Source organism: Natrinema versiforme JCM 10478, from assembly GCF_000337195.1.
Lineage (GTDB): Archaea > Halobacteriota > Halobacteria > Halobacteriales > Natrialbaceae > Natrinema > Natrinema versiforme.
On the sequence record NZ_AOID01000047.1, the window covers coordinates 109,500 to 134,976 of the forward strand.

Annotated in this window: 27 protein-coding genes and 1 tRNA gene; 13 read left to right on the plus strand and 15 right to left on the minus strand. The window is 64.2% G+C overall.

Going from position 1 to position 25,477, the window contains the following annotated elements:
- The first annotated feature begins 320 nt into the window (after positions 1-320).
- A tRNA-Arg gene (locus tag C489_RS15195) sits at positions 321-395 on the plus strand.
- Positions 396-961: 566 nt separating this feature from the next.
- Here the strand turns inward: C489_RS15195 and C489_RS21625 are convergent.
- Both C489_RS21625 and C489_RS21630 read right to left on the minus strand, forming a co-directional pair.
- The gene (locus C489_RS21625; protein WP_152423168.1) at positions 962-1,699 is read right to left on the minus strand and encodes a hypothetical protein; all 738 of its coding nucleotides are present in this window, start codon (positions 1,697-1,699) and stop codon (positions 962-964) included.
- A 419-nt stretch (positions 1,700-2,118) separates the two neighbouring features.
- Entirely contained in the window at positions 2,119-2,751 is a 633-nt protein-coding gene (locus tag C489_RS21630; protein ID WP_152423169.1) for a hypothetical protein, read from the minus strand.
- A 259-nt stretch (positions 2,752-3,010) separates the two neighbouring features.
- Between C489_RS21630 and C489_RS15200 the strand changes: the two genes are divergently transcribed.
- Both C489_RS15200 and C489_RS15205 read left to right on the plus strand, forming a co-directional pair.
- On the plus strand, positions 3,011-3,340 hold the full coding sequence (locus C489_RS15200; RefSeq protein ID WP_006432202.1) for a hypothetical protein: 330 nt from the start codon (positions 3,011-3,013) through the stop codon (positions 3,338-3,340).
- A gap of 429 nt (positions 3,341-3,769) precedes the next feature.
- Positions 3,770-4,969 carry a C45 family autoproteolytic acyltransferase/hydolase gene (locus tag C489_RS15205; RefSeq protein ID WP_006432203.1) on the plus strand — a complete coding sequence of 400 codons (1,200 nt, stop codon included), beginning with the start codon at positions 3,770-3,772 and terminating at the stop codon, positions 4,967-4,969.
- Positions 4,970-5,066: 97 nt separating this feature from the next.
- Here the strand turns inward: C489_RS15205 and C489_RS15210 are convergent, their stop codons facing one another.
- A complete protein-coding gene (locus C489_RS15210) occupies positions 5,067-6,176 on the minus strand; it encodes a glutamate--cysteine ligase family protein (protein ID WP_006432204.1) in 1,110 nt (369 codons plus the stop codon).
- A 260-nt stretch (positions 6,177-6,436) separates the two neighbouring features.
- Here C489_RS15210 and C489_RS15215 point away from each other — a divergent pair, with 260 nt between their 5' ends.
- Genes C489_RS15215 through C489_RS15225 form a run of 3 tightly spaced genes read left to right on the plus strand, consistent with a single transcriptional unit; the run spans position 6,437 to position 8,366 of the window.
- Complete coding sequence (locus C489_RS15215) at positions 6,437-7,045, plus strand: NAD(P)/FAD-dependent oxidoreductase (protein ID WP_006432205.1); 609 nt, start codon at positions 6,437-6,439, stop codon at positions 7,043-7,045.
- 53 nt (positions 7,046-7,098) lie between these two features.
- Positions 7,099-7,722 carry a VOC family protein gene (locus C489_RS15220; RefSeq protein ID WP_006432206.1) on the plus strand — a complete coding sequence of 208 codons (624 nt, stop codon included), beginning with the start codon at positions 7,099-7,101 and terminating at the stop codon, positions 7,720-7,722.
- The gene (locus C489_RS15225; protein ID WP_006432207.1) at positions 7,719-8,366 is read left to right on the plus strand and encodes an alpha/beta hydrolase; all 648 of its coding nucleotides are present in this window, start codon (positions 7,719-7,721) and stop codon (positions 8,364-8,366) included. The genes C489_RS15220 and C489_RS15225 overlap by 4 nt, the downstream gene beginning before the upstream one ends.
- A gap of 21 nt (positions 8,367-8,387) precedes the next feature.
- On the opposite strand, the gene C489_RS15230 is transcribed toward C489_RS15225, so the two are convergent.
- The 4 genes from C489_RS15230 to C489_RS15245 all read right to left on the minus strand — a co-directional run bounded on the left by C489_RS15230 (position 8,388) and on the right by C489_RS15245 (position 11,764).
- On the minus strand, positions 8,388-8,804 hold the full coding sequence (locus C489_RS15230) for a universal stress protein (protein ID WP_006432208.1): 417 nt from the start codon (positions 8,802-8,804) through the stop codon (positions 8,388-8,390).
- Between the two features lie 75 nt (positions 8,805-8,879).
- Positions 8,880-9,404, minus strand: coding sequence for a hypothetical protein (locus C489_RS15235; protein ID WP_006432209.1), 525 nt, complete (start codon positions 9,402-9,404; stop codon positions 8,880-8,882).
- 96 nt (positions 9,405-9,500) lie between these two features.
- Positions 9,501-10,604, minus strand: coding sequence for an aminopeptidase (locus C489_RS15240; protein ID WP_006432210.1), 1,104 nt, complete (start codon positions 10,602-10,604; stop codon positions 9,501-9,503).
- A gap of 83 nt (positions 10,605-10,687) precedes the next feature.
- A complete protein-coding gene (locus C489_RS15245) occupies positions 10,688-11,764 on the minus strand; it encodes a hypothetical protein (protein ID WP_006432211.1) in 1,077 nt (358 codons plus the stop codon).
- A gap of 165 nt (positions 11,765-11,929) precedes the next feature.
- Between C489_RS15245 and C489_RS15250 the strand changes: the two genes are divergently transcribed.
- Positions 11,930-12,946: a threonine aldolase family protein gene (locus C489_RS15250; protein WP_006432212.1), complete on the plus strand. Its 1,017-nt coding sequence runs from the start codon at positions 11,930-11,932 to the stop codon at positions 12,944-12,946.
- A 15-nt stretch (positions 12,947-12,961) separates the two neighbouring features.
- On the opposite strand, the gene C489_RS22255 is transcribed toward C489_RS15250, so the two are convergent.
- Both C489_RS22255 and C489_RS15255 read right to left on the minus strand, forming a co-directional pair.
- The gene (locus C489_RS22255) at positions 12,962-13,108 is read right to left on the minus strand and encodes a DUF7859 family protein (protein WP_006432213.1); all 147 of its coding nucleotides are present in this window, start codon (positions 13,106-13,108) and stop codon (positions 12,962-12,964) included.
- A gap of 391 nt (positions 13,109-13,499) precedes the next feature.
- Positions 13,500-14,030 carry a metallophosphoesterase gene (locus C489_RS15255; RefSeq protein WP_006432214.1) on the minus strand — a complete coding sequence of 177 codons (531 nt, stop codon included), beginning with the start codon at positions 14,028-14,030 and terminating at the stop codon, positions 13,500-13,502.
- A 157-nt stretch (positions 14,031-14,187) separates the two neighbouring features.
- On the opposite strand from C489_RS15255, the gene C489_RS15260 reads away from it, so the two are divergent.
- Positions 14,188-15,132: a cation diffusion facilitator family transporter gene (locus tag C489_RS15260; protein WP_006432215.1), complete on the plus strand. Its 945-nt coding sequence runs from the start codon at positions 14,188-14,190 to the stop codon at positions 15,130-15,132.
- Between the two features lie 23 nt (positions 15,133-15,155).
- On the opposite strand, the gene C489_RS15265 is transcribed toward C489_RS15260, so the two are convergent.
- Positions 15,156-15,566, minus strand: coding sequence for a hypothetical protein (locus C489_RS15265; protein ID WP_006432216.1), 411 nt, complete (start codon positions 15,564-15,566; stop codon positions 15,156-15,158).
- A gap of 139 nt (positions 15,567-15,705) precedes the next feature.
- Here C489_RS15265 and C489_RS15270 point away from each other — a divergent pair, with 139 nt between their 5' ends.
- Positions 15,706-17,877, plus strand: a complete 2,172-nt coding sequence (locus tag C489_RS15270; protein ID WP_049890926.1) for an ATP-dependent DNA helicase — start codon at positions 15,706-15,708, stop codon at positions 17,875-17,877.
- A gap of 13 nt (positions 17,878-17,890) precedes the next feature.
- On the opposite strand, the gene C489_RS15275 is transcribed toward C489_RS15270, so the two are convergent.
- The 5 genes from C489_RS15275 to C489_RS15295 all read right to left on the minus strand — a co-directional run bounded on the left by C489_RS15275 (position 17,891) and on the right by C489_RS15295 (position 20,719).
- Complete coding sequence (locus tag C489_RS15275) at positions 17,891-18,208, minus strand: rhodanese-like domain-containing protein (protein ID WP_006432218.1); 318 nt, start codon at positions 18,206-18,208, stop codon at positions 17,891-17,893.
- Positions 18,208-18,501: a sulfurtransferase TusA family protein gene (locus C489_RS15280; RefSeq protein ID WP_006432219.1), complete on the minus strand. Its 294-nt coding sequence runs from the start codon at positions 18,499-18,501 to the stop codon at positions 18,208-18,210. Before C489_RS15280 ends, C489_RS15275 begins: the two co-directional genes overlap by 1 nt.
- Before the next feature lie 49 nt (positions 18,502-18,550).
- Positions 18,551-19,723: a YeeE/YedE family protein gene (locus tag C489_RS15285; protein WP_006432220.1), complete on the minus strand. Its 1,173-nt coding sequence runs from the start codon at positions 19,721-19,723 to the stop codon at positions 18,551-18,553.
- 228 nt (positions 19,724-19,951) lie between these two features.
- Positions 19,952-20,452: a 2'-5' RNA ligase family protein gene (locus C489_RS15290; protein WP_006432221.1), complete on the minus strand. Its 501-nt coding sequence runs from the start codon at positions 20,450-20,452 to the stop codon at positions 19,952-19,954.
- Positions 20,453-20,524: 72 nt separating this feature from the next.
- On the minus strand, positions 20,525-20,719 hold the full coding sequence (locus C489_RS15295; protein ID WP_006432222.1) for a DUF7554 family protein: 195 nt from the start codon (positions 20,717-20,719) through the stop codon (positions 20,525-20,527).
- A gap of 86 nt (positions 20,720-20,805) precedes the next feature.
- Between C489_RS15295 and C489_RS15300 the strand changes: the two genes are divergently transcribed.
- From C489_RS15300 to lysW, 4 genes are all read left to right on the plus strand, one after another.
- Complete coding sequence (locus C489_RS15300; RefSeq protein WP_006432223.1) at positions 20,806-21,942, plus strand: helix-turn-helix transcriptional regulator; 1,137 nt, start codon at positions 20,806-20,808, stop codon at positions 21,940-21,942.
- Positions 21,943-22,313: 371 nt separating this feature from the next.
- Positions 22,314-23,516, plus strand: a complete 1,203-nt coding sequence (locus tag C489_RS15305) for an argininosuccinate synthase (RefSeq protein ID WP_006432224.1) — start codon at positions 22,314-22,316, stop codon at positions 23,514-23,516.
- Between the two features lie 2 nt (positions 23,517-23,518).
- Positions 23,519-25,090 (plus strand): argininosuccinate lyase, encoded by a 1,572-nt coding sequence (gene argH / locus C489_RS15310; RefSeq protein ID WP_006432225.1) that lies wholly within the window; start codon positions 23,519-23,521, stop codon positions 25,088-25,090.
- A 179-nt stretch (positions 25,091-25,269) separates the two neighbouring features.
- Positions 25,270-25,434: a lysine biosynthesis protein LysW gene (gene lysW / locus C489_RS15315; RefSeq protein ID WP_006432226.1), complete on the plus strand. Its 165-nt coding sequence runs from the start codon at positions 25,270-25,272 to the stop codon at positions 25,432-25,434.
- Positions 25,435-25,477: the final 43 nt, after the last annotated feature.

The following is a 25,477-nucleotide window of genomic DNA, read 5'->3' on the forward strand; positions in this document are numbered from 1 at the left end:
TCCGTGAGCGAGCCGCTGTGGCCCGTCTCCGGGTGTCTCGAGTGCTGACTCACCGACGCGCTCGTTGTTTTCCGTTCTCTCACTGCAACGGTCGCCGAACCGTTGTTGTGTGTCGCATTTCGGGTCGAATCGGCCCTCGAGACGGGAGACAAGCCTGCCGTTGGGTTCGCTCGAGGCGAGTCGCCTTAGCCGTCGGCTATCGGCCACCCGCCGGTCGATTTCGCGCGCCGAAACGGTGCTCAAGTCGGCTCTGCAACCCGCTCGAACTGTGACTGGAAATCCCAACCGCTTATGCCGTTCCGTCGTGGATTCTGACTCGAGGGCACGTAGCTCAGTCCGGAAAGAGCGTCGGACTTCTAATCCGACGGTCGTGGGTTCAAATCCCATCGTGCCCGCTTGCTGTCGCGAACACTCCGTGAGCGACAGCAGTATACTGAGATGGGATTTGAACGAGACCGAGGTTCTGCGCGAAGCGCAGGTTCTCGGGCGTAGTTCACAATCCCATCGTGCTCATGCGAAAACTATCGCCTCGAGAAGTGGTCGAAATCGGGGACCGATCCGACGGCACTTCGTGGGCTCAAAGCGATCTGAAAGACGCCCGGCGGCGAGACTGAAACCGGGTTCGTCGGCGCAGTCGCCAACCGCTGAATCGGCTCGGACGGTGGCACCACTGTCGTTCCCGCTTTTTTCTATACGTTTGCTTGACTATCACCGCTACGTCTGGAACTTAGGTTGTAGTCGATTCCTCGAGGAGGGGGTCGGCGGCACAGTCGTGCCGAACTGCTGCGGGTCGGTTTCTCGCTTCGCGCGAAACGCCCCTTGCCGGGTGTCCCCAAGGGGACAGCGCCGAAAAATTACAGCGCCCCGCCCCCGCCCCCGCCCCCGCCCCCGCCTCCGTACGCATTTTTCAGTTGAAGAACATGAAATGCGCCCCAATATGGAAACCTGATTAAGGTTCTTCTCACATGTCCTCCGGCCAAATTATGCTATCCCCTCCGTTCAACTCATATAGCGAATTGACTACTTTCACCGCCCGCCTGATATCTGATTGAACGTCTTCAACTGGATTGAGCTGCTGTTGTTCTTTTACGTCATGCACGAGCCTATTTCTTATTTGAAGAATATATCTGATCTCGTCATGAAGCGACTTTTCTATAATTCCGCATCTTAACAGCAACTCTTCTCGGGTTTTTTGATTTAGTTTGTTCTGTAATAGTGTATCTGTCTTATTAGAATCTCTATATTCACTATCGATCATCTCCCTGTTGATCAAATCTATACAATAATCCTCTATAACGCCGGACGATAATGTGAAAAACAAGATAATCTCGTCAGACAATTCCTTGAGGACACCATTTTCTAACGCTTCTTGTTGTATCTCATAAATTTCTCTTTTTGATACTTCAGGTGACGAATCATATGAGAATGCTTCTTTTGCGCCCTCCTCCATTTTCTTATACGTCTCTAATATTTCCGCTGCTAACCGGATTAACGTTATACTGCTTGAAAATGCTCCATCACGTTCTGTGGAAAGTTGGGTACTTGAATCAAGAATAGACAACTCGTCCTTAGTCAACTCTATCTCAATCGTTTTATCACCTGGTAGCTCATCAATCCGAGAGACCCCCTCTGGTAACGAATCCCTCATCTTTTGCCATATCTGTCCCCTGAGATTCCAATCCTCATTAATATCTCTCATTTCACTCAAAATGTTACTCCGGGCATATAGAGGTTAGTCTAATAGTTTTCTTACTTGGACTCTCGGGATTGTACATCAGCAGAATCCGTTTTCTGAATATGGACATGAGTTGCGACTCGTCGTGTGCATATCGCGAGCCGATCCATTGCTTGCGCCGCTGTTCTTCTATAGATGGGTGATACGTTCTGTCGGTTTTGAACCGAAATGGGGCCGTTCAGTGAGCCGAAAAACTAGGAATTGGGGGGTCGTATGTACGAATATGCGAATTAGAACCGATGGCGACTACGCAGACCCACGAACATCAAATATTGATAATGAGAAGTATATAATAAATCTGGCTAACTCGATTATTGCCCCCGAGATCGTCAATAGAATCCCCATAATAGTTCCGGATGACGAGTATATGAATAATGAGTACATTATAAATTCTGTTGGGTTTTGCTCAGTAACTGGTTTATTATCAACAGATCGTTGTATACCAAAATGGATAATATACCAGAGCAAACGACAGCCAGTAATAATCCACCTAGGAGGTACGAACGTTCAATACTGACTACAGTTCTATTGTTGTAGAATGAAGTGTGGAATAAGTTTGCTATCATATGTAAGGTGACCAATGATAGCATCATTGAGAATAAGGGGATAAGAGCGTTCCATGCCTCTCCAAACTCAAGAGTGATGTTGAAAATCATTCCAAATAAGGAATAAAATAGGACACCGAATGTCAAGAACAATCCTTTGGTGGTCTTGTTGGTATATGTCTTGAATATCTTTATCTGTTGAAGGAGATTTGAGAGTATGACTATTGAAATCAATCCAGTTAGTAGAAGCGCAAGAACAGCCCCAACCTTTCCCGAAAGGCGTGCTTTTTCTCCTTGGTTGCTTATCTGTGTTAAATAGACAGATATCGCTCCAAATACTCCGACTAAGGTGAAGAGATGATGATTGTCTTCAAGAAACTGACTCAGTCGGTTGGTTGCCGTTATTACGGGTGCAAAGGATAGTTTGTTCTCCTCTTGGCTCTCGTTCTGATTTCGGTCAGGGATATTCACTACTACTGATCTCGACCCAGTTTTCTAAGACATTTCGGTAGGAAAGAGTGTATAGTCCGCGAAGGCTCGAAAATTAAATCTAAAAGACAGAGTTGATCGGGATCGCAGCCTGCCGTGTTCCGCGGTGATTGCTGCCGCCGTGCCAGCGCAACAGCGTGACCTCACTCGAGCAGACAATCTTCTATGTCACTATCCTACACGTTCAGCGAGTACCATCGGCTACACAACGGTTATATCGGTTGCAGCCATTTGTTTCGGCGTGACTACCAACGAATCTGCCACGTTCGGCGGGGTATTCGGTATCGTTGCCGTGCTGGCGATACTCGTCGGAGCGGCGATAGCCGGCTACGGCGTCTTGCTCGTTCAGACGTCGCTGCTCGGCGGCGGCTGGATCGCCGCGATCGGTCTCTCGCTGGTGCTCTCGGGACTGTTCGCGACCGACTGGGCCGGTGACCGGTTCGATCTCTTGAGGACGGCCCGACGCAGACTGTCGCTCGGGTTCGCCGTCCTCGCCGTGCTCCTGCTGATCGCGTTCGTGGGCATCAGCGGCGCGTCCTTCGAGAGCGAAGCGATCGAATCCAGTTCCTGAGGGCCTCTCGGACGCCGGTTCTCCCCTGATTCCGATAGACGACCGTCTGCCGTCGCCCTCGAGCGGTCGCTTCCCTCCGTTGTCGCCACTGCACACTCAAGAGCACGGGAGTACCACAGGAACGGATACCTGCTCCCGAACACCTTATTCGTTCGAAAGGTTCCGATACACTAATGTCGGCCACTAACGTTAAATAGAATGTCGGCAGAGCCGACCGATGGCATCACAGGGGATATGGGGGACACGGAGCATCGCCACGCGACGATCTCCCTGCTGCCGACGTGTACACCCTTTCCGTACCCGACGACCCGGAAGCGACTGCTATCGCCGCGAGCGGTCTCCGTCTGCTCTCGAGGCACCTTTCATCACTGACCCTCAGACGACACATTCAGGCCGTCGATACAACCCGTCGCATCCCCTTTTGCCCGTATGGACGACACGGACCTCGAGTCGGCCGTCTACACCGGCCCCGACGCGACGGCCGAGCCGGAGACGTACGCCGAGCAGGCGCGCCGGCGCGCCGAAACCGAACGCGAGGCCATCGAGTGGGCCGTCGCCGAACTCGAGTCGCTGATCGCCGACGCCGATGTCGACCTCGAGCCGCTGCTCGACTATGCGCGGCGGAGTCAGGAGAGCCTCCCGGATCGGCACCGGCGGGCCTACGAGGCGATGGCCGAGACCCTCGACGTCGATCCGGACGTCTACGAGGTCTACGCCCTCGCGTACAGCGATCTCTGTGACGAACTGGCCGACGAACCCGCCGCCGATCCCTCGCGGGGATGTACGAACGCGCTCGTGTCGCCGCCGCGGACCGGCGGGGACGGCCCGCTCGTGCTCAAGAACCGCGACATCGCGGGGCGGGGTGCCCGGCCCAAATCGATCGTCGAACAGCCGCCGATCAATGACTACCACGGCTTTCTCACGGTCGATACCTGCGGCACGGTGATGCTCTACAAGGGCGTCAACGATCGGGGGCTGGTCGCGGCGAATACCTACATCGACGCGAACCGGGACGATATCGAACCCGAGGACCAGTACCGCAACGGCACCGTCGTCCGGCGCGTGCTCGAGGAGTGCGCCACCGTCGCGGACGCTCGGACGCTCCTCGAGTCGCTCCCGACGCGACAGCTGATGGCCCAGACGCTGTTTCTGGCCGACGAAACCGACGCCGTCTTGCTCGAGGTGAACCCCCTCGAAGAGCAGATCGTGGTCGACGACGGAGACGCCATCACCCGGACGAATCATTTCGTCCGGTCGCGCTCTGACGACACCGAGAGTTCGCGCCGTCGCCGCCAGCGTGCGGTGGAGTTACTCGCAGCGGGCGGCGACAAGATCGATCGTGAATATCTCTGGCGGCTCGCGGCGGATCACGCGAACGGGCCGGGCGACGACTCGATCTGCCGGCATCCGGAGCCGGGAACGGACGAGTACGCCTTCGGCCAACTCACGACCGCGAGCGCGGCGGTGTTCGAGGGCGGGTCGCCGACGGTCGAGGTCGCGATGGGGAACCCCTGTGAGACCGAGCCGACGCGGTGTTCGTTCGGCGACGACGTTCCGATGGCGCTGCGGACGGGCGACCTGTGGCTCGAGCGGCTGCGATCGGGTCGCGGGGTCCCGTCGAATCGCTGACCGAGCGAGGGCTCTCCGCGTCGGCGTCGCTCTGGGTAGGCTTCGCTGCGCTGACCGCTAGTTCACCACAGAAATCTGCGAATCCCGTCGCCGATCGTCAGGCCCGAACGCGGCGCTGCTCGAGGTCGGCCTCGAGCCGATCGGCGGCCCGAAGTCGCAGCCGCTTCGCGTGCCGTTCGGAGAGCCGATCGTCGGGCATGCGGTCGACGAGCGGGTCGTACTCCGCGGGCGTAAAGCCGAGCCCGCGCAGGTAGTCCCGGACCGCGGGGTCCTCGATTCCGTCGCGGATGGCCGTGTCGGTGACCGACTCGACGGTCTCGAACTCGGGGAGGGTGAGCGGTTCGCCGGCCGCGTTCGAATCGATGATCGCGTCCGATCGACTGGGCGAGTCCGGCCCGCCGACGACCGTTCCGCAGTCGTCCGCGCGGACAACGATCGACCGGACCGCCGCTGCAAGCTGGAGGACCTGACTCGGCAGGGCCGCGTCGGGCGAGCGCCACTCGACCGTCGGCATCGCCTTCCGCAGCCGGACCGGGTTCCACGCCGCCTCGTAGGGACCGAATTCGCTCTCGAGGGTCTCCGGATCGACGCCGCGCTCGAGCGCGCGCTCGCGAAACGAGTCGAAGTCGTCCTCGAGCCGCTGCTCCCATTCGCCGACGCTGTCGACGTAGGGCTGAAGCTGGCCCTGTTCGGGACAGGCCGCGTAACACGAGCGCCGGTAGAGGTACGGGCGGGCGCACTCGAGGATGCGTTCGCCGCGGTGGTGGGCGGCGCTGGTGACCAGCGAGAAGGCCGGGTCGATCGCGGTCAGGGCGTTGAGCTGATCGGCGACGTTCGACTGTTCGAAGTGGATATGCGTCCCGGCACAGACCCGGGCGTCGTCGAAGGCCGGCCCGACGATCCGTCGCTGGAGGTCGGTGCTCTCCTTCTCGCGATAGGGGATGTCGGCCGGCGTGGCGGACAGCGGCGTCGCTAGCGGGACGAGTCGCTTGTCCTGCTCCCGTGCCGCGTCGACGACGCGACTGATCCGACCGCGGAACTCCTCGCGGAGGTCGGCCATCGACCGGCAGGGGGTTGTCTTGATCTCGAGCATCGGCTCGACGAACTCGGGATCGACTTGGTCCGAAACGTCGAGCAGTGAGTCGGGCGGGACCAGATCGCCGTCGGTATCGACGACCCAGTACTCCACCTCGAGGCTTGTGTTCATGGATATCTCTTTGATGCGTACCGAACGGCCCTCGAGCCAGCCGTCACCGGGCCGCCCGCTGGCAGTTCGCTCGTCGGATGCGTTCGTAGGGCCGACCCGAGCCAATGAATTGAGCCTGCGTGCGCAGGCCGTGAGACCCGGTCACAATCCCGTCGAGCCGCTTTGATCACGGTGTGATCCGGGCCACTAACACTGATGTCACCCGGTTGCTCGAGGGTTGCTACTAGATTGATACAGCTGCGGTAACATCGTGTAACTATATGAGCGACGAGACGACTGCGGACGATGCGTCAGTGATCGTTGTCGGCGGCGGCCCCGCCGGACTGAGTGCGGCTCTTTTCGCCCGGAAGAACGGGCTCGAGACGACCGTCTTCGACACGGACGAGACGTGGATGCACAAGGCCCACCTGTTCAACTACCTCGGCCTCGGCTCGGTCGGCGGCAGCGAGTTCATGGCGACGGCCCGCCAGCAGGTCGACGACTTCGGCGTCGACCGCCGACAGGGCGAGCCCGTGACCGCCGTCAGCGAGGCCGGCGACGGCTTCACGGTCGAGACCGAGGAAGACCAGTACGAGGCAGACTTCGTCGTCCTCGCGACGGGCGCGAACCGCGACCTCGCGGAGGATCTCGGCTGTGAGCTCACCGAGGAGGGCACCGTCGACGTCGGCGTCGAGATGGAGACCAGCGTCGAGGGCGCGTACGCGACCGGCGCGATGGTCCGCGCCGAGGAGTGGCAGGCCGCGATCGCCGTCGGCGACGGTGCCGCCGCAGCACTCAATATCCTCTCGGACATCAAGGGCGAACACTACCACGACTTCGACGTTCCCGCGGACGCCGAGCGCGTCTTCGGCGAACACATCGCGGAGTAATCGCGACGAGTCCGCGATCGATCAGCGCCGACTCACAATCGATTCCATTCACCATGTCTAACGAACCCACCAACCCAGTCACGCCTGAACTGCCCGATAGCCCCGTCCACACCAGAGGGACCGACCACATCACCATCTGGGGGAGCAACGAGGCGGACACGATCGAGTTCTACCAGGACATCCTCGGGATGCCGCTGGTCCTTCGCCAGCCGAACCTCGACGACCCCTCGCAGACCCACCTCTTCTTCGACACGGGCGACGGCCGCATCCTGACGTTCTTCGTCAGCGACGACCGCCCGTCGAACCGCCGCGGCCAGCGCGGCGGCACCGGTGCCGTCCACCACCTCTGTTTCAGCATCGACCCCGACGAGTACGAGGACACGATGGAGGCACTCGAGGAGGCGGGCCACCAGTACAACGTCTTCGACCGCGGCATCTTCCACTCGATCTATACCACGGACAACAACGGCCTCGTCATCGAACTCTCGACGGACAAGTACGAGTTCCCCGACGAGCGCCGCGGCGAAGTGCTGGCCAAAGCACAGGAACTCCGCGAGGCAGACGGGGCTGACTACGCCAAGGACGAACACCTCCGCGGTGCGATCGAAGCCCTCGGCATCGAACTCGTCGAACACGACCTCCCCGAGGCCAGCGCCGGCGTCGGTGGTGTCGAATGAGCGCCGACGACCGCGTCGACGGCCCCCATCAGAATCAGCAACTCGTCACGGGCGGGGCCGACCTCGCGGACGCCGAGGCGGCGCTCGTGCTCACCCACGGCCGCGGCGCGACCGCCCGCGGGATGATCCAGATGGCCGGCGAGATCCACCGGGACGGCGTCGCCCTCCTCGCCCCGCAGGCCGCTCGCCAGACGTGGTATCCGAACTCGTTTCTCGCGCCGGTCGAGCGCAACGAGCCCGGCCGCTCGTCGGGGCTGCAGGCGATCAGTGACGCCATCGACGAGGCCAACGACGCCGGGATCCCGACCGACCGCATCATGCTGGTCGGCTTCTCGCAAGGCGGCTGTCTCGCCAGCGAGTTCCTCGCGCGCAACCCGCGACGCTACGGCGGCCTCGCCGCCTTCTCCGGCGGGCTCATCGGCGAGGACCTCGACGACGAGTACCCCGGCGACCTCGAGGATACCCCGGTCTTCCTCGGCTGTAGCGATGTCGACCCGCACATCCCCGAAGAGCGGGTTCACGACACGGCCGACGTCCTCGAGTCGATGAACGCCGACGTGACCAAACGGCTGTACGAGGGGATGGGCCACGGCATCAACGAGGACGAGATGGAGTACGTCGCCGGGATGGTCGCCGAGTTATAGACTGCCTGTACCGACTCCGACTCAGCGCATTACCGTGACCGGGACGGGCGAGCGACGGACGATCGTTTCGGCGACGCTGCCGAGCAGGACCCGCGAGAGTCCAGACCGGCCGTGGCTCCCGATGATGATGTGATCGATGTCGTTGTCTTCCGCGAAGCGAACGACTTCGCGCGCGGGTTTCCCGACCGCGGTCTCGGTCCGAAAGTCGCGATCGGAATCACTGATGATCGCCGTGATTTCTTCGGGTAGCTCCGTCGAGACTTCCTCTTCGCGGTCCCGGAACCACTCCTGTGCGGCCATAATCCCGGCTCCCGTCGAGCCGTCCGCGGCCTCGATGACGCGCAACAAGACGATCTCGTCGTCGGGATACGTCGTGAACGCGTGTTCGACCGCCTTCTGTGCGGGTGCGGAGCCGTCGTAGGCGACGAGGATTGCCATACGTGTAACTGGAATCTCATAAATATAAATCCGCCCGGTAATTGTGATTTCCAACCGCTCGAGACGATCGCCCCGTTAGTGGCGGAGGACCGGTTCCGATTGCTTCTGTTGCTCGGCGTGGATGTACCACAGGAACTCGTCGACCTGATCGCCGCTCGAGATGGTCAACGAGAACGAGGCGGACCCGCTTGCGGACACCGCCAAGACCTGTCGGCGACGATAGTACGCGTATCCGATACACGCGGCCCCGGCGAGCAAGAAGAGGACGCCCGCATCACTCGCGTCCGAAAGGACCCCGGATAGTCCGATGAGCGCGGCGATGGCACCGAGTATCAGGGCCGGGAGGTTGAGTTTCGTCCCGTACTCGACCGAACTGATTTTCTCGAGCGGGATGTACTGGAAGTTGAACCCGTCCCCGACCTCGGTCTGTTGAATCAGCCGTTCGTCCGTGAGATACCACGTCGTAACCCCGAACCCGAACGGGACTTGATCCAGTTCAGGAGGCCCCTCGGACGGAACGAGAGTTGGTACGAGATCTCCTCGCTGTTCATCATGTACCGTTGCACGCGGTCGGTACTCTGCGACATATTTCGGAATCAAACTGATCAGTGAAGGATATTATGGCCGCCTCGGATCGGGGCGGTCGAGAATAGCGGTCCGCTTCGGTGATTTGTCTCGTTTTCTCGAGGGTTTCGCTCAGACCTCGCCTTCCTCGAAGCCGTCTTCGAACCGGAAGGTACCGTTCCGCTGGACCACTTCGCCGTCGACCTCGATGAAGGAATCCTCGCTCATGTCGACGATCATGTCGACGTGGACCGCGGAGTCGTTGGCCTCGTTGCCCTCGCCGACGGTGTCGTCGTAGGCGCGGCCGACGGCCATGTGGACGGTATCGCCCATCTTCTCGTCGAAGAGCATGTTGTAGGTGAACTGGTCGATGTCGCGGTTCATCCCGATGCCCAGTTCGCCGAGCCGGCGCGCGCCGTCGTCGGTGTTGAGGACTTCCGTGAGGACGTCCTCGTTTTTCGCCGCCGAGTGGGAGACGACCTCGCCGCCTTCGAACTCGAGGGAGACATCCGTGATCTCCCGGCCCTGATGGTACAGCGGCATGTCGAACAGGACCTCGCCCTCGACGCTGTCGGGCTGTGGGGCGGTAAAGACCTCGCCGCCGGGGAGGTTGTGCTCGCCGTGGTCGTTCAGCGTCGGGTTGTTCTCGACGGACATCGTCACGTCCGTGGTGTCGCCGCTGACGATGCGGACCTCCTCGGCGGGGTCCATGATCTCGACCATGTTCTCCTGGTGGTCGCGCTGTGCGTCCCAGTCCTTGTTGACGGCGTCCCAGACGAAGTTCTCGTAGCCCTCCGTGCTCATCTCGGCGAGCTGGGCGTTGGCCGGCGCGGGATACTGCGTGAGACACCAGCGCTTCGAGAGCCGGTCCTCGAGGATCGGGCGCTGGGCCTGCTGGTAGGCCGCGCTGGTCTCGGGGTCGACGTCGCTGGTCTGGGTGGCGTTGTCCGTCGCCCGGATGGCGATGTAGACGTCCGTGTTCTGAATGAGCGCGAGTTCGTGTTCGGGGGTCTCGAACTCGCCGTCGGACGAGCGGAGGTACGCGCGCTGGCTGCGCTTTCCGGTCCGCTGGCTCGTGGTGACGGGATTCGCGCCCATCTCCCCGATCACTTCGTGCAGCGCGACGACCAGATCCTCGGCGACGGGGTGGGCGTCGACGACGACGTTGTCGCCCTCCTCCAAGTCGACCGAGTGGTTGGCGATGATCTGGGCGTGCTCGCGGATTCGCGGGTCCATGCCCCGGTATTGAGCGGGGGAGGAAAAAACGGTTCGTGATTAGGAACTCGCCGACCGAGACGGTCGACGCTCGTCCGGACCCGTCAGTCGTCGGCCCACCCGTAGTCGTCAGGCTCGGACCCCGAATCGTCGCTCGAGAACCCGCCGGTCGACGCCGCCTCCTCGCCGGCGACATCCTCCCGGAAGAACGAGACCGTCGCGGCCGTCAGGACGAGTCCCAACGGGGCCGAGACGCACAGCGCGAGCAGGAAGCCCGCGCCGCCGCCGCTCACGAGCAGGGAGAGCACCAGCGAGGCGACGACCGCTGCGAGGAGGTGCCAGAGCCCGAAGCTGAGGACCTGTCCGCCCGCCGTCGTAAGCTCGAGCGATCGGCGAAACGCCTCGAGCAGCGACGCGTCGGCCGCGACGAACAGGAACGGGACGGGATAGAAGACGTAGCTGAGGGCGACGATCACCGGAATCGCGAGCAGGATCAGCGGCGGCACGAGCACGAACAGCGGGAAGACGAGCACAAATGCGCCGGCGACGACGAGATTGTACAGGATGTATCGGGGCCCGTAGGTCACGATGCACGCGCCGACGGCGATCGGCTCGCCGCGGAGCCGCCGGTCGATCCCGCCGACGTACGCCGCCAGCAGGATTCCCGAGAGCGTCACGTACACGAGGACCGCGAGCCCGATCCAGCCCACCATCTCGAGACTGAGGGCCCCGAGGGGCAGATCGACGCTTCCGACGGCCGTTTCGATCGTCACGTCGGTGTCGACGGCTCCGGTCGACCCGACCGAGCCCGGCGAGCCACCGGTCGGTTCCGGCTCGCCCGGTGCCCCACCGAACGGCTCCCCGTACGCGGACCGCGAGGGCACTGCGGGCGGCTCCGGCGGGTCGGCCAACTGCCAGAGGGTCACGAGCGGCGTCGGAAAGGCGAACTCGAGGTTGATCGAGAACCCGCGCCCGGTCGGACCGAGCGCCCGTCGCACCTTCTCGAACTCGAGCAGCGCGGTGAACAGGGGAACCGAGGCGAACGGCCAGAGGTCGTCGAACCGATCGACGACGCGGGAAACGTGGCGCGCGAACGGGTTCGAACGCTCGGCACCAGCGCCGTCGGCTGCCGGCGGCGGGTCGTCGTCCGGCGGCGATCCGAAACCGGGATCGGGAACCATACGCCGCCGTACTCATGACGCTCTATTGAACGTTTTCGTCTGTAGAGTTGTCGTCGCTCGAGGGCGCGATACCGGCCGCTCGGCGGGACGCCGATTGCTCCTCCCGAAGAGACCCCCACCGCAGAGACGGCGGACTCTTTTACCCTCGTGGCGGTATCGATACGCGTGATCGACCTTCGCTCAGACACCGTGACGAAACCGGACGAGGCGATGCGCGAGGCCGCCGCGACGGCCGACGTCGGCGACGACGTCTACGGCGAGGACCCGACGGTGAACGACCTCGAGGCCCGGATCGCCGACCGGCTGGGAACCGAGGCGGCGCTGTACTTTCCGACGGGGACGATGGCGAACCAGACCGCCGCGCGGGTGCATACCGAGCGCGGACAGGAGGTGCTCGCCGACCGCCAGAGCCACGTCGTCAAATACGAACTCGGCGGACTGGCCCAGCACACGGGACTGCAGGTGCGGATGCTCGACGCCGACCGCGGGGTGCCCTCGCCGGAACGGGTCGCCGCGGCGACCGTCACTGAAGACCTGCACCGGCCCGGGACCGGCCTGCTCTGTCTCGAGAACACGCACAACGCCCGCGGCGGGCTCGCGATCGATCCCGAGAAGATCGCCGCGGCGGCGACGGCGGCACGCGAACGCGATGTCGCGGTCCACCTCGACGGCGCGCGGCTGTTCAACGCCGCGACGGCGTTCGACGTACCGATCACCGACCTCACGGCACCCGTCGACTCGGTCATGGTCTCGCTCTCGAAGGGGTTGGGCGCGCCCGTCGGTTCGATGCTCGCGGGCAGCGAGGCGTTCATCGAGCGCGCCCGCCGCACGCGCAAACTGCTCGGCGGTGGGATGCGCCAAGCCGGGATCATCGCGGGCCCCGCGCTCGAGGCCCTCGAGAACATCGACGACCTCGAGACGGATCACGAAAACGCGCGTCTGTTGGCCGACGGCATCGACGGCGTCGACGGGTTCGACGCGCAGGACCCGGAGACGAACATCGTCCTCGCGGACGTTTCCGGAACGGGACTCGAGCCGGCGGCGGTCGTCGAGCGACTGCGCGATCGGGATGTGCTGGCGACCCAGTTCGGCCCGACGACGGTCCGGTTCTGTACGCACCGCGATGTGGCTCGCGAGGATATCGATGCGACACTCGAGCGACTCGAAGCAGCGTTCGATTGACCGGTCGGTCGGCGGTCAGCGGTCGCCGCGCATTCCGTCGCGGAACTCGAGGACCGTCCGGCGCACGAGGAGATAGCCGAAGAAGACCAGCGACAGCAGGATCACGACGACCGCGATGATGACGGGGTCGTCGGGGATGAGACCGGTGATGGGATCCAGCATATGCCGCGGCTACACTGTCAGTGTGGTTAACCGTTTCGACCTCTCTCGGTTGAATCCGCGCCCGCGTCTCGGTAATGAAATCGATAACTAAAACCGACCTTTCAGCTTGCGCTGGCTATAACGTCGCCCGGTGTCTCGACTACAATAGGTCTCGATCCCTTCCCCGCCACCGATTCGAGGACCGTCCCTCGAGATCGAGGCCACCGTCCCCGACGATCACCCCCCTCCCGATCGCGCGGTCGCCCGTGTCAGTCCCCGTCTGACATCCCGGATCGACACGGGCGGCCGGCACCGATCGATCCCGATCGCAGCTCCGCCGGTCCCCGCTGGCGCTGTCGCTGGTTCTCTCTTCCGTTCCCCGCCGAACCGTCCTCCCCGCGGTCACGGCGAGTTACGCCGTCGGCACGTCGAACGTCTCGAGGACCGTCCCGTCGGGTTCGCGAATCTCGCCCTCGAGGCCAGCCTCGCTATCCTCACCGTCCGCGCGTTCCTCGAGCACCGCAAACCCCGGCCGATTGCCGCGCGGATCGGCGTGGCTGCCGGGGTTGAGTAGAACGGCCTCGTCGGTCTTGACGACCGTCGGCCGGTGGGTGTGTCCGGAGACGACGACGTCCGCCCCTCGCGAGCGGCCGAACATCGCGAGACCGGTCTCGCCGCCGTCCCGCCGGTGCGTGACGGCGACCCGCACACCGCCCGCCTCGACGACGCGAGCCGTCGGCAGCCGGTCCCAGACCGCCGCGCTGTCGGCGTTTCCGTGGACGGCGAACAGGCGGTCACACTCCGTTTGGAACACCTCGAGGGCCGCCTCGCTCGTGAAATCGCCCGCGTGGATGACGGTATCCGCCTCGCGGGCCGCGGTCAGCGCATCGCCCTCGAGTTCGTGGTCCCGGCCGCTGTGCGTATCGGAGAAGATCGCGATCATAGTCGCCGTTTGCCCGCCACTGACAGGTTCCTTTCGGATGCGGTCGCCGTGGCCGTCCGGATCGGGGCCGGGAGCGGCGCTGATCGACTCCAGACCAGGTCCGAACCGGCTCTAGAACGCCTTACATTTTAGGGACCCCCCTCCGTAGTCCCCGGCGATGGCCAGTAGCACCTCCGTCGTCCTCGCCGCGCTGTTCGCGAACGGCGCGATCGCGATTCTCAAATTCATCGGGTTCACACTCACCGGGAGTCCCGCCATGCTGTCGGAGACGTACCACTCGATCTCGGATACGGGGAATCAAGTCTTCCTGTTGGTCGGGATCAAGTACGGCGCACAGGAGGCCACGCGGAGCCACCCGTTCGGCCACGGCAAGGCGCAGTTCTTCTACAGCCTGCTCGTGAGCGTCATGCTCTTCGGCATCGCCGGCTGGGCGAGCGCTCGTCACGGTCTCAGTGCGCTGCGAGAAGGCGGGGTCCACCGTGCCAGCGAGGACGTCACGCTGCTCGGCGCAACGTTTGATCCGATCCTTGTCAACTACGCCGTGCTAATGGGTGCGATCCTCTTCGAGTCCTACGCGCTCTGGAAGGCCTATCAGGGCATCAGTCGCCAGATGGACGAGCACGACTGGACGACCCTCCGCGAGGCGTTCAAAAAGACCAGCGACGTGACGACACTGACCGCACTCACCGAGGACTCCATCGCGCTCGCCGGTGCGGGAATCGCCCTCCTCGGGGTGTATCTCACCCGGACCACCGGAAACCCGATATACGACGCCGGTTCGGCGCTCATCATCGGGATCATGCTCATGGGCTTTGCCCTCGCGCTCGGCTGGCAGAACAAGCGACTCATTCTCGGGGAGAGCCTCGCGAAAGACGACGAGGACGAGCTCCGGCGGATCGTCGCCGACTGGGACGGCGTCACCGAACTCATCGACCTCCGAACCGTCTACTTCGGAGCCGAGGAACTGCTTCTCACGGCCGACGTGGCGTTCGAACCCGACCTCGACGCCGAGACGATCAACGAGCGCATCACACAGATCGAGCTCGCGCTGATGGAGCACGACGACCAGATTCAGAAGGTCTACATCGAACCCGAGACGTAACGGTTTCGCCCGCGCCGACCGCTCTATTCCTCACGCTCTTCGTCCGTGTCATCGTACCCCGCGACCACCGTCGATCCCGGCGGCCGATCGTTCAACACCGCCGTCACCGTCGTTTCGTCTAGGTCCACCGTCGACTCGAGGGGTTCCCACCCGTCCTCGATCTCGACGGCGACCGCCACGTCAGTCGGGCTCGCGCCGGGCGGTAGTTTCGAGGGATCGTAGACGAGCGCGATCCGGACCGCCTCGACCGCCTTCAGGTCCTCGAGACTCACGAGATCCACGGGGTCGGCGAGGGCGTCGACCGGCGGCTCGCGCCCGCTCTTCGCGAGGCCGAACTCGTCGGGGACGACGCCCGCGACGAGGGCGACGCGAGCACCGACCTGCTCGAGGGTGTATTCGGCGACGTTACTGGAATCGTATCCCGGAATGGCCATACCGAGGGCAGGCACTCGAGACACATGTCCCTGTACCGCGCGTTCGCCGGCCGGCGGGCCCCGCCGTCGCCGGTCGGTTTTTAAGGGCCGACCGAATCGAGACGAATCCTTTTATCGCAGCGCGAACCTATCATACGCTGTGTCCGAGACAGACGGGTACATGCGCTTTTTCCCGTACGACCGGCCGTACGAGAACCAGCGCGAGGCGATGGACCGCATCCACAACTCGCTGACCCGCGGACAGAACGTCGTCTTCGAGGGTGCCTGCGGGACCGGCAAGACCCTCTCGTCGCTGGTCCCTGCCCTCGAGGTGGCCCGTGAACAGGACAAGACGGTCGTCATCACGACCAACGTCCACCAGCAGATGCGCCAGTTCGTCGCCGAAGCCCGCGCGATCACCCGCGAGGAGTCCATCCGTGCGGTCGTCTTCAAAGGAAAGTCCTCGATGTGTCACATCGACGTCGGCTACGAGGAGTGTCAGGCCCTGCGGGACAACACCCGCGCCGTTGTCGACGCGGAACAGGACCGCGAGCAACTCGAACGCCGCCAGCGCGAACTCCTCGCCGAGAGCCAAGACGGCGATGGTTCGGCGGCCGACGCCCGCTCGGCGGTGATGGACGAACTCGAGGACATCGAAGAACGCCTCGAGGACTTAGAGGACCAGAACGTCTGTGATTATTATCGCAACAACCTGACCCAAGACACGGACGACTTCTTCGGCTGGCTTTTCAAGGATGTCCGCACGCCCGACGACATTTACGACTACGCCGAGGGACAGCAGCTCTGTGGCTACGAGCTCCTCAAAGAGGGGATCGAAGGCGTCGATCTGGTCGTCTGTAACTACCACCACCTGCTCGACTCGACCATTCGGGAGCAGTTCTTCCGGTGGCTCGGCCGCGACCCAGAGGACGTGATCGCCGTCTTCGACGAGGCCCACAACGTCGAAGACGCCGCCCGCGAGCACGCGACCCGGACCTGCTCCGAGCGCACCTTCGACTCGGCGTTAGACGAGTTAGCCGACAGCGACGACCCACGCTCTGAGGACGCCGCGAACGTCCTCTCGGCGTTTCACCGCGCGCTCGTCGAGACCTACGAGGACTCGTTTGGCTTCGGTAATCGGGAGGCAATCGGTGAGAACTGGGAAGATGTCTCCATCGCCAACGAGGGCCGCAAGGACGACCTCACGCTCGAGTTCCTGCAGCGGTACTCCGGCAGCGGAATCGACGACGACCTCGAGGCCGCGATGAAGCTGGGCCAAGACTTAGACGAGCAGTACGAGGAGGCCTACCGCGAGGGCGAGACGGCCACGCGGACCGAGTGTCAGACCCTGCAAGCAGCCGGCTTCGTCAGCGCGTGGATGGCCGAGGGCTCGGCGGAGGGGCTCTACCCGGTCGTCTCCGTCACACGGGACGCCGGCACCGACGAAATCTACGGCCGCGCGGAGCTGTACTCCTGTCTCCCGCGGCAGGTGACCGGCCGGCTGTTCGACGAGATCCACGCGACTGTGCTCATGAGCGCGACCATCCAGCCGTTCGACGTTACCGAGAACGTGCTGGGACTCGAGGACGCGGTCTCGATGGCCTACGGGCTCCAGTTCCCCGAAGCGAACCGCCGGACATACGCCGTCGAGACCCCGCCGCTCTTTTCCTCGGACCGGGACGACCCCGCGGTGCAGGAAACCGTGACCGAGACGATCCACGACGCCGTCCGGATGACCCCCGGTAACACGCTCGCGTTCTTCCCCAACTACGGCGAAGCGAGCCGGTACGCCGATCGGGTCGCGAGCCGGAGCGATCGGACGGTGTACGTGGACGAACCGGGCCAGTCAGTCGAAGATCTCCGAAAACAGTTCGTCGCGGACGACGGTGCGGTGCTGTGTACCTCGCTATGGGGCACTCTCGCGGAAGGGGTCAGCTTCGACGGCGACGACGCCCACACGGTACTGGTCGTCGGCGTCCCCTACCCGCACCTCGACGACCGCGCCGAGGCGGTCCAGGAGGCCTATGACGCGGCCTTCGACGGCACCGACACCGGCTGGCGCTACGCCGTCGAGATCCCGACGATCCGCAAGACCAGACAGGCCCTTGGGCGGGTCATCCGTTCGCCGGACGAAGTCGGGGTTCGCGCCCTGCTCGACCGGCGCTACTCGCGGCAGGCGAAGCCGGATCTGGGCAAGTACAGCGTCAACGGCATCTTCCCCCACGAGGAACGCGAGGAACTGATCGATATCGACCCGGGAAAACTCAAGTTCGCGATGCGCAACTTCTACGGCGACCACGGCGCGTACGATGGCGAACCGCCGGCACCGTAGGCTCGATTCGAACTCAGTCGCCCGCCGGCGCTTCCGGGGGCTCCCACGCGTCGTAGCCGCCGGCCATGCTCGCGACCCGCTCGGCGTCGCCGTATTCCTCGATGAGCCGGGCCGCTTGGACCGAGGTCTGGCCGACGTAACAGTAGACGACCACGTCGTCGGCCCAGTCCCGGTCGACGACGGTGTCCTCGAGTTCCTCGATGGTGACGTGTTCGGCCTCGGGGAGGTGGCCCTCGGCGTAGTCCTCGTCGTCGCGGATGTCGATGAGATCGAACTCCGCGCCGTTCTCGAGGCGTTCGCGGACCGTCTCGGGGGTGAATTCCTCGACCATTATCGTTTCCGGAGGTAGATGCGGTAGACCGCGTCGCCGCTGCGCCAGACCTGTGCGTCGGCGTCGTCGCCGACGGCTCGCGGCACGTTCTCGGTACAGGGGACGTGATCGGTCTCTTGGACGAGCAGGTCGCCCGACTCGATCTGCTGGAGTCCCTTCTTGGCCTCGACCTGCGGGTACGGACAGACCTCGCCCATCATGTCCTGGACGAGGTCCGCTTTCTCGAGGAGTTCCTCGGCTTGGTCGTCGCTCAGTTCGTCCGGCGTGTCAGTAACGTCGTCGATGGATGGCATTGGCTTGTCTCTTTGTTGTCGCGGTTTGTAATTGGCGAACGATTCGACCTCAGATCGCACAGCCGACTTCGCGGTAGATCCAGTGGGTCATCACGTAGACGCCGGCGACGATGCCGACCGCCGCGATGAAGGAGTGGATCGAGAGTTCCGCGATGCCGGAGTAGATGTTCCCGATGTTACAGCCCGGCGCGAGTCGCGATCCGGCTCCCATCATCAGGCCGCCGACGACGGCGTTCGGGAGTCGGCGACGCTTCGGGACCCGCACCGAGAAGTCGCCGCTCCAGAGGGCAGCGAGGAACGCGCCGACGATGACGAACCCGATCATCACCATGTCGACGGTCATCCCGACGCCTTGGCCCTGAAACAGGACCGAGCCCCAGTAGTCGAACGAGCCTGCGTCGACGCCGACCCGCGAGAGGAGGTAGCCGGTCCAGCGGGCTTCCGGACCCGTGACGCCGACGATCGAGACCTGGCTGAACCAGAGCACCGCCGCGGCGGTGATCCCGAGCGCGGCGGTGCGGGGGTCCCACGGCTGCTTGCTCGAGGCGACGGGATGTCGCCACGCACGGGCGAGACCGCGGAAATACGCCACCGTTCCGCGAACGAATCCGCGGAGACCAACGACGGGCGCGAGCAGCGCAGTCGGAGTCAACTGTGCCGTGTCCGCGCGCTCACCGAAGGCGGCGGCCGTCGATGCGCGGCCGGTCAGCGTTGCGTAGACGAGGACGGCGGCGACCGCGACCCCGAGCGCGAGGAGGCTCCCCGGGACCGACGTGAGTTCGAACAGGGTCGCACCCGTCCCGAACGTGAGCGCCTCGAAGTACGTGCTCTCGAGCGTCGGGAACGCGACGGTAAAGCCGGCGTAGCCGACGCCCATGAACAGCAGCGTGAGCCAGAACTGCAGGTAGCCCTCGCCGGCGCGGTAGAGCGTGCCGCTGGCACAGCCGCCGGCGTAGGTCATCCCGACTCCGAAGATGAAGCCGCCCACGAGGCCGGTCAGTCCCCAGTCGGGCGTCCAGAATCCCTGATAGTAGCCGAATTGGTAGGCGATGCCCCAGAAGACCATCGTCAGAAGCGTCGCGGCGAGCACGCCCTTCGTGACTCGGGAGTCCTTGTAGGCGAAGAAGTCCCGAAAGGCGTTGACGAAACAGAATCGCCCCTTCTGGAGGAAGGCTCCGAGGGCGATTCCAACGATCGCTGCGACGAGTAGCGTTGAGACCACATCGATGCCACGGGCCTCGACGACTTAACCCGCGGCCAGCCGGACGACGCTACCCCGACCGTTGACGCGCTCGGAGCCCGAGCGACGGCCGATCTGCCGTCGGAGCGAACCGCTGTTCCGGAACGGTCGCTGCAGTCAGTAGCGGAGATAGCAGCGGTATTTGCAGCCGCCGAAACCGCGGTAGGGCGGACCTTTCGCCCCGCTGTCAGTCTCCGCGGGACGCGGGCGCTAGGCCGGCAGCGAGACGCGACTCACCGGCAGCTTGTCCGTGCCGTCCCAGAACTCGAGTTCGCCCACCGTCCACCGGATCGGCTCGATCTCGCGGTCGGCCAGCCGTTTTGCCGTCTCGCGGTCGCCGCCGCGGGCGAGGGTCACGTGCGGGACGTAGTCGCTCCCCTCGAGTCCCTCGACGGTCTCGAAGGCCTCGGTGAGATCGTCGTGAATCCCCTCGAGTCCGGGGCTCTCGACGGCGAGGTAGACGACCGGTGCCGAGCCAAGCGGCGGGTCCTCGAAGTAGTCGATGCCCGTGATTTCGGCTTCGACGGCGGGGGCTCCCTCGAGCGCGCGGTGGGCGCGGTGCTGGAGCTGTGCGACGTGGTCGGCCTCGCCGAGACGCTTGAGCAGACACGAGTGGTCCTCGCGGACGGTCTCGAACCCGATGAGATCGGGGTGGAGCCGGTTCGCGAGCCGGCGAACGCGGCCGGGGACCGGGACGTTGACGCTGTACACTTCGATCGATATCGGGAGCGTATCGCTATCAGTCTGATGGTCTCGCGAGTCGAAGGGCCGTGGTCGGCCGAGTCAGAGCTGGTCGAGCAACCAGAGAACGATCAGGACGCCGATCGCGAGTTGGATGATGGGGACGAACAGGCCGAACACGCTCGCCAGCGTGCCGAGTATCGCCTCGAGCACCTCGATGACGAGCAACACGGCGATCAGTCCGAGGACGACTTTCAGGAGGGTTTCGACCTCGAGTTTCCCGCGCATATCGAGCATACGTTCACGTTCGGCTGACCGTTTGAAAAACACGTCGCTACCGCGGTCGGAAAGACCTATTTAGACGGCTACGGCATGTCATGATAATGGACGTGAAGGGGTTGCGGGCCCTGATCTGCGTGCTCGTGGTGGTTGCGTGTTCGTTCGCCTACGTCCCGGCTGCGACCGCCGGCGCGGCAGGTGCCGGTGTCCAGCGAGCGGCGCTACAGGCCGACACGGGCGGCGAACAGACCGATTCGACTGCCGGTCCGCAACTCGAGGACGCCGACGAGATCCACATCGACGTGTTCATCGCCGAGAACGGGTCGGCGCGGGTGACCGTCGACTACCAGTTCTACCTCTATGGCGAGAACAGTTCCGAGGAGCAGTGGGATCCGCTGTCGAAAAACATCTCGGACGATCCGGACCGGTACGCCGCCGCGGAGCGGACGAAATGGAACGACACCCTCACCGACGGCGTCAACGAAACCAACCGGGAGATGGCACTCTCGAACGTGTCGATCACGACCGAGACGGCCACCGCACCGCGGGAGGTCGGCCACGCGGTCGTCACCTTCGACTGGTCGCAGTTCGCGCTGGTCGAACTGAACCGCATCGAGGCCGGGACCGCGCTGTCCGGGCTCACGTTAGAGGAGGGGACCTCGCTGCAGTTTCGCTGGCCCGAGGGGTATTCCGTCCACGAGAGCGAGGGGACACCGCAGGTACAGCCCTCGCCCGATGACCGATCCAATAACTCGGTCACGTGGGAAGACGAGTTGAACACGCCCGACGGCGGGCCGCAGATCGTCTTGATGAAAAGCGATGCCGCGAACGCCGGCTCGGGCGGGACCGAGGAGGGACCGACGATGCCGTGGGTGTTCGTCGTCTCGGCCCTCGCACTGCTCGCGGCGGTCGGCGTCGCCGGCTGGTTGCTCGGCCGAGACCGCTCCGGCCGTGAGACCGACGACACCGACCCACAGACCGTCCGTCGGACCGACGGCTCGCCCGAATCCGAGTCCAACGCGGCCAACGAGCCGCCGACGGAACTGCTGAGCAACGAAGAGCGGGTCCTGCGCCTGCTCGAGGAACGCGGCGGCCGGATCAAACAACAGGCCGTCGTCTCGGAGCTCGGGTGGACCGAGGCAAAGACGAGTCAGGTCGTTGGCGAACTGCGCGAAAGCGACGAGATCGAAGTGTTCCGGATCGGCCGGGAGAACGTGTTGTCGCTGCCCGAGGAGGAGTAGGGCAGGGACCGCGTTTCCGTTTCAGTTGCTAGCGTTCGGTTTCCGTCTCCCGAACGCGACCGAACGCCCCGCTGACGACGGGAGCGCGCGATGTAGCAGGATTTAATACCGTGGCTTTGTACGCTTCTGACAATGAGCCAGTCCGTCGGCACCGCGCTCGCGGTTTCCGGTACCGACGGGTCCGTCGCTCGGCGGCGACCGCGCCGATTCCGACCGGGCCTTTGAGCCCGCACTATACTACTCCCCCTGTTCCGGTTCGTTCCACCATTCCCGAAATGCTATTATTTTCGGTTAGCCGGTGCTCTACCAGTAATTTACGATACTGAAACCAATGAGCTTAAGTCTCTCCTTTGGCTTCACTCGAGTACGACATGACACGCGTTGCACTCGCGTTCTCGGGCGGGCTCGACACGACGGTTTGTGTCCCGCTACTCGAGGAGGAATACGGATACGACGACGTCATCGGCGTCACGGTCGACGTCGGCCAGCCGGCTGCAGAGTTCGACGAAGCCGAAGAAACCGCCGACGCGCTCGGTCTCGAGCACTACGTCGTCGACGCGCGGGAGGAATTCGCGCAACTCTGTCTCGAGAGCGTTCGCGCGAACGCGACCTATCAGGGCTACCCGCTGGGAACGGCGCTCGCCCGTCCCGTGATCGCGGAAGCGATCCTTGAGGTCGCCGAGGAACAGGACTGTACCGGCATTGCCCACGGCTGTACGGGCAAGGGCAACGACCAACTGCGTTTCGAGGCCGTCTGGCGTAGCTCGGATCTCGAGGTTATCGCTCCTGTACGCGAACTCGGACTCACCCGTGAGTGGGAACAGGAGTACGCCGCTGAGCGCGACCTGCCCGTCGAGGGCGGCAGCGGCGGCGACTGGTCGATCGACACCAACATCTGGAGCCGCTCGGTCGAGGGCGACGCCCTCGAGGACCCGAACTACGTCCCACCGACGGAGATCTACGAGTGGACCGACAACCCCTCGGACGAGACCGAGGAGATCGAGATCACCTTCGAAAACGGCTACCCCGTCGCCGTCGACGGCGAGGAGTACGAACCGGTCGCACTCATCGAGTACCTCAACGAACTCGCCGGCAGCTACGGCGTGGGCCGCACCGACATGATGGAAGACCGCATGCTCGGGCTGAAGGTCCGCGAGAACTACGAGCACCCCGGCGCGACGACGCTGCTGAACGCCCACGAGGCCCTCGAGGGGCTCGTCCTCACCCAGGAGGAACGCCAGTTCAAACAACAGATCGACCAGCAGTGGTCCCAGAAGGGCTACGAGGGCCTGATCGACGCGCCGCTCGTGGGCGCGCTCGAGGGCTTCATCGACGAGACCCAACAGCGCGTGACCGGCACGGTCACGATCCGCTTCGAGGGCGGCCAGGCCCGCCCGGTCGCCCGCGACAGCACGTTCGCGGCCTACTCCGCTGAACACGCCTCCTTCGACACCGAGACGGTCGGGAAGATCAAACAGGAGGATGCGACCGGCGTCGCGAAGTACCACGGCTTCCAGCGCCGCCTCGCGAACGAGGCCATCGCCGCGAACGCGGCCGACGAGGACGACGAGTAAGCATGACCGAGGAGAGCGCTCACGAGGGCGGCGCGGCCGAACGGGCGATCGCAACGGACGGCGGCGAGCCGATCGACGGCACGGACGACGAGGGTGTCGTCCGCCGGGACCGCTTCAGCGGCGGCCCCGCCCGGAGCTTTCTCTCCTCGCTCGCAGCGGACGAACGGATCTTCGCGGCCGACCTCGAGGTCGACCGCGCACACACGGTCATGCTCGCCGAGCAGGGCATCATCGCGGACGACGTGGCCGGGCAGATCCTGACCGCCATCGACGCGATCGAGGTCGACGGCCACGACTCCCTGCCGGACGGCGAGGATGTCCACGAGGCCATCGAGACGGCCGTTATCGAGCGCATCGGTGCCGACGGCGGGAAGATGCACACCGCCCGCTCGCGCAACGACGAGGTCGCGGCCTGTATCCGGTATCGCCTGCGCGATGACATCCTCGAGGCGATCGAGACGACGCTCGCGCTGCGCGAGTCGCTGGCGGCCGTCGCCGACGACCACCGGGAAACGATCATGCCCGGCTACACCCACCTCCAGCCCGCCCAGCCGACCACCGTGGCCCACTGGGCGCTGGCCTATCAGGGGGCCGTTCGCCGCGACACCGAGCGCCTGCTCGCGGCCTACGGCCGGATCAACCAGTCGCCGCTCGGCGGGGCCGCCTTCGCGGGGACGACCTTCGACATCGACCGCGAGCGCACCGCCGACCTGCTGGGATTCGACGGGGGTCCCGCGAGCAGCGCGAGGGGGAGCTCGGCGGAGCAGCGCTCCGCCGTTGTCGTCGAGAATTCGATGGACGCCGCCTCGAGCCGCGATTTCCTGCTCGAGGCGACGCAAGCGCTGTCGACGCACGCGACGACGCTGTCGGGGCTCGCGGAGGACGTGATCATCTTCGCGAACCGCGGCTTCGTCGATCTGGCCGACGACTACTCCTCGACGTCGTCGATCATGCCCCAGAAGAAGAACCCCGACACGCTGGAACTCGTCCGCGCGGTCGCGGGCGACGCGGCCGGCGGGGTACAGGGCCTGACGACGACGCTCAAGGGACTGCCGCGCGCGTACAACCGCGACTTACAGCGGGCGACGACCCACGCCTGGGAGACCGTCGATGCCGTGACCGAGGCCAGCGAGGTCGCGGCGGGCGCGGTCGCGACGGCGACCTGGAACGAGGAGACGCTGGCTGCGGAGGCCGGCGAGGGCTTCTCGACGGCGACCGGCGTCGCGGACCTGCTCGCGGCCAACGGCCTCCCCTTCAGGACGGCTCACGAACTCGTCGCAATCGCGGCCGAAAACGGGGCGGACTACGACGCGCTCGAGTCCGCCGCACAGGAAGTGCTCGGCGAGTCGCTCGACGCCCACGTCGACCCGGCCGCCGTCGAGGACGCGCTCGATCCTGCAAAAAGCGTCGCGAGCCGCGACTCCCAAGGCGGTCCCGCACCCGAAGCGGTCGCCGCCCAACTCGAGTCGACCCACGAGGCGCTCGCGACCGACGAGGAGACGCTCGCGAACAGGGCCGATGCGCTCGAGGCGGCCCACGACCGGCTCCGCGCGGAGGTGAACGGCTATGTCTGAGCCACTTGCTCGAGCGGTCCGGCGATCCCCGCGAGGGGATAATATACCGATTTCATGATATGTCGAACTGATACAGCGGGACAGTAGGGTTCTCGGTCCGTTAGAGTGGAGTGCAGAAGTATAATTTTGCTGTTAAGTCCGAAGGCTTTAAGGGATCCCGGCCCCCACGTGCGAGTACAATGACCGAATGCGTCGAGTGTGGGGCTGAGGTGTCCCTGCACGACGATCTGGAAGTCGGAGAGATCATCGACTGTACGACCTGCGGTGCCGAGCTCGAAGTCGTCGATACCGAGCCGCCGGTCCTCGAGCAGGCCCCCGAGCTTGAAGAGGACTGGGGTGAGTGACCTTGCAGACGGCTGGGATACTGCCGTCCCCCGCCGCGACGCT

Excerpts from the sequence above, each read along its gene's own strand:
- C489_RS22255 (WP_006432213.1), bottom strand. The coding sequence starts at position 13,108 with ATGCTGGATCCCATCACCGGTCTCATCCCCGACGACCCCGTCATCATC.
- C489_RS15280 (WP_006432219.1), bottom strand. The coding sequence starts at position 18,501 with ATGCCATCCATCGACGACGTTACTGACACGCCGGACGAACTGAGCGAC.
- argH (WP_006432225.1), top strand. The coding sequence starts at position 23,519 with ATGACCGAGGAGAGCGCTCACGAGGGCGGCGCGGCCGAACGGGCGATC.
- C489_RS15275 (WP_006432218.1), bottom strand. The coding sequence starts at position 18,208 with ATGGTCGAGGAATTCACCCCCGAGACGGTCCGCGAACGCCTCGAGAAC.
- C489_RS15220 (WP_006432206.1), top strand. The coding sequence starts at position 7,099 with ATGTCTAACGAACCCACCAACCCAGTCACGCCTGAACTGCCCGATAGC.
- C489_RS15215 (WP_006432205.1), top strand. The coding sequence starts at position 6,437 with ATGAGCGACGAGACGACTGCGGACGATGCGTCAGTGATCGTTGTCGGC.
- C489_RS15205 (WP_006432203.1), top strand. The coding sequence starts at position 3,770 with ATGGACGACACGGACCTCGAGTCGGCCGTCTACACCGGCCCCGACGCG.
- C489_RS15255 (WP_006432214.1), bottom strand. The coding sequence starts at position 14,030 with ATGATCGCGATCTTCTCCGATACGCACAGCGGCCGGGACCACGAACTC.
- C489_RS21625 (WP_152423168.1), bottom strand. The coding sequence starts at position 1,699 with ATGAGAGATATTAATGAGGATTGGAATCTCAGGGGACAGATATGGCAA.
- C489_RS15305 (WP_006432224.1), top strand. The coding sequence starts at position 22,314 with ATGACACGCGTTGCACTCGCGTTCTCGGGCGGGCTCGACACGACGGTT.
- C489_RS15260 (WP_006432215.1), top strand. The coding sequence starts at position 14,188 with ATGGCCAGTAGCACCTCCGTCGTCCTCGCCGCGCTGTTCGCGAACGGC.
- C489_RS15295 (WP_006432222.1), bottom strand. The coding sequence starts at position 20,719 with ATGCTCGATATGCGCGGGAAACTCGAGGTCGAAACCCTCCTGAAAGTC.
- C489_RS15265 (WP_006432216.1), bottom strand. The coding sequence starts at position 15,566 with ATGGCCATTCCGGGATACGATTCCAGTAACGTCGCCGAATACACCCTC.
- C489_RS15245 (WP_006432211.1), bottom strand. The coding sequence starts at position 11,764 with ATGGTTCCCGATCCCGGTTTCGGATCGCCGCCGGACGACGACCCGCCG.
- C489_RS15240 (WP_006432210.1), bottom strand. The coding sequence starts at position 10,604 with ATGGACCCGCGAATCCGCGAGCACGCCCAGATCATCGCCAACCACTCG.
- C489_RS15300 (WP_006432223.1), top strand. The coding sequence starts at position 20,806 with ATGGACGTGAAGGGGTTGCGGGCCCTGATCTGCGTGCTCGTGGTGGTT.
- C489_RS15225 (WP_006432207.1), top strand. The coding sequence starts at position 7,719 with ATGAGCGCCGACGACCGCGTCGACGGCCCCCATCAGAATCAGCAACTC.
- C489_RS15210 (WP_006432204.1), bottom strand. The coding sequence starts at position 6,176 with ATGAACACAAGCCTCGAGGTGGAGTACTGGGTCGTCGATACCGACGGC.
- lysW (WP_006432226.1), top strand. The coding sequence starts at position 25,270 with ATGACCGAATGCGTCGAGTGTGGGGCTGAGGTGTCCCTGCACGACGAT.
- C489_RS15230 (WP_006432208.1), bottom strand. The coding sequence starts at position 8,804 with ATGGCAATCCTCGTCGCCTACGACGGCTCCGCACCCGCACAGAAGGCG.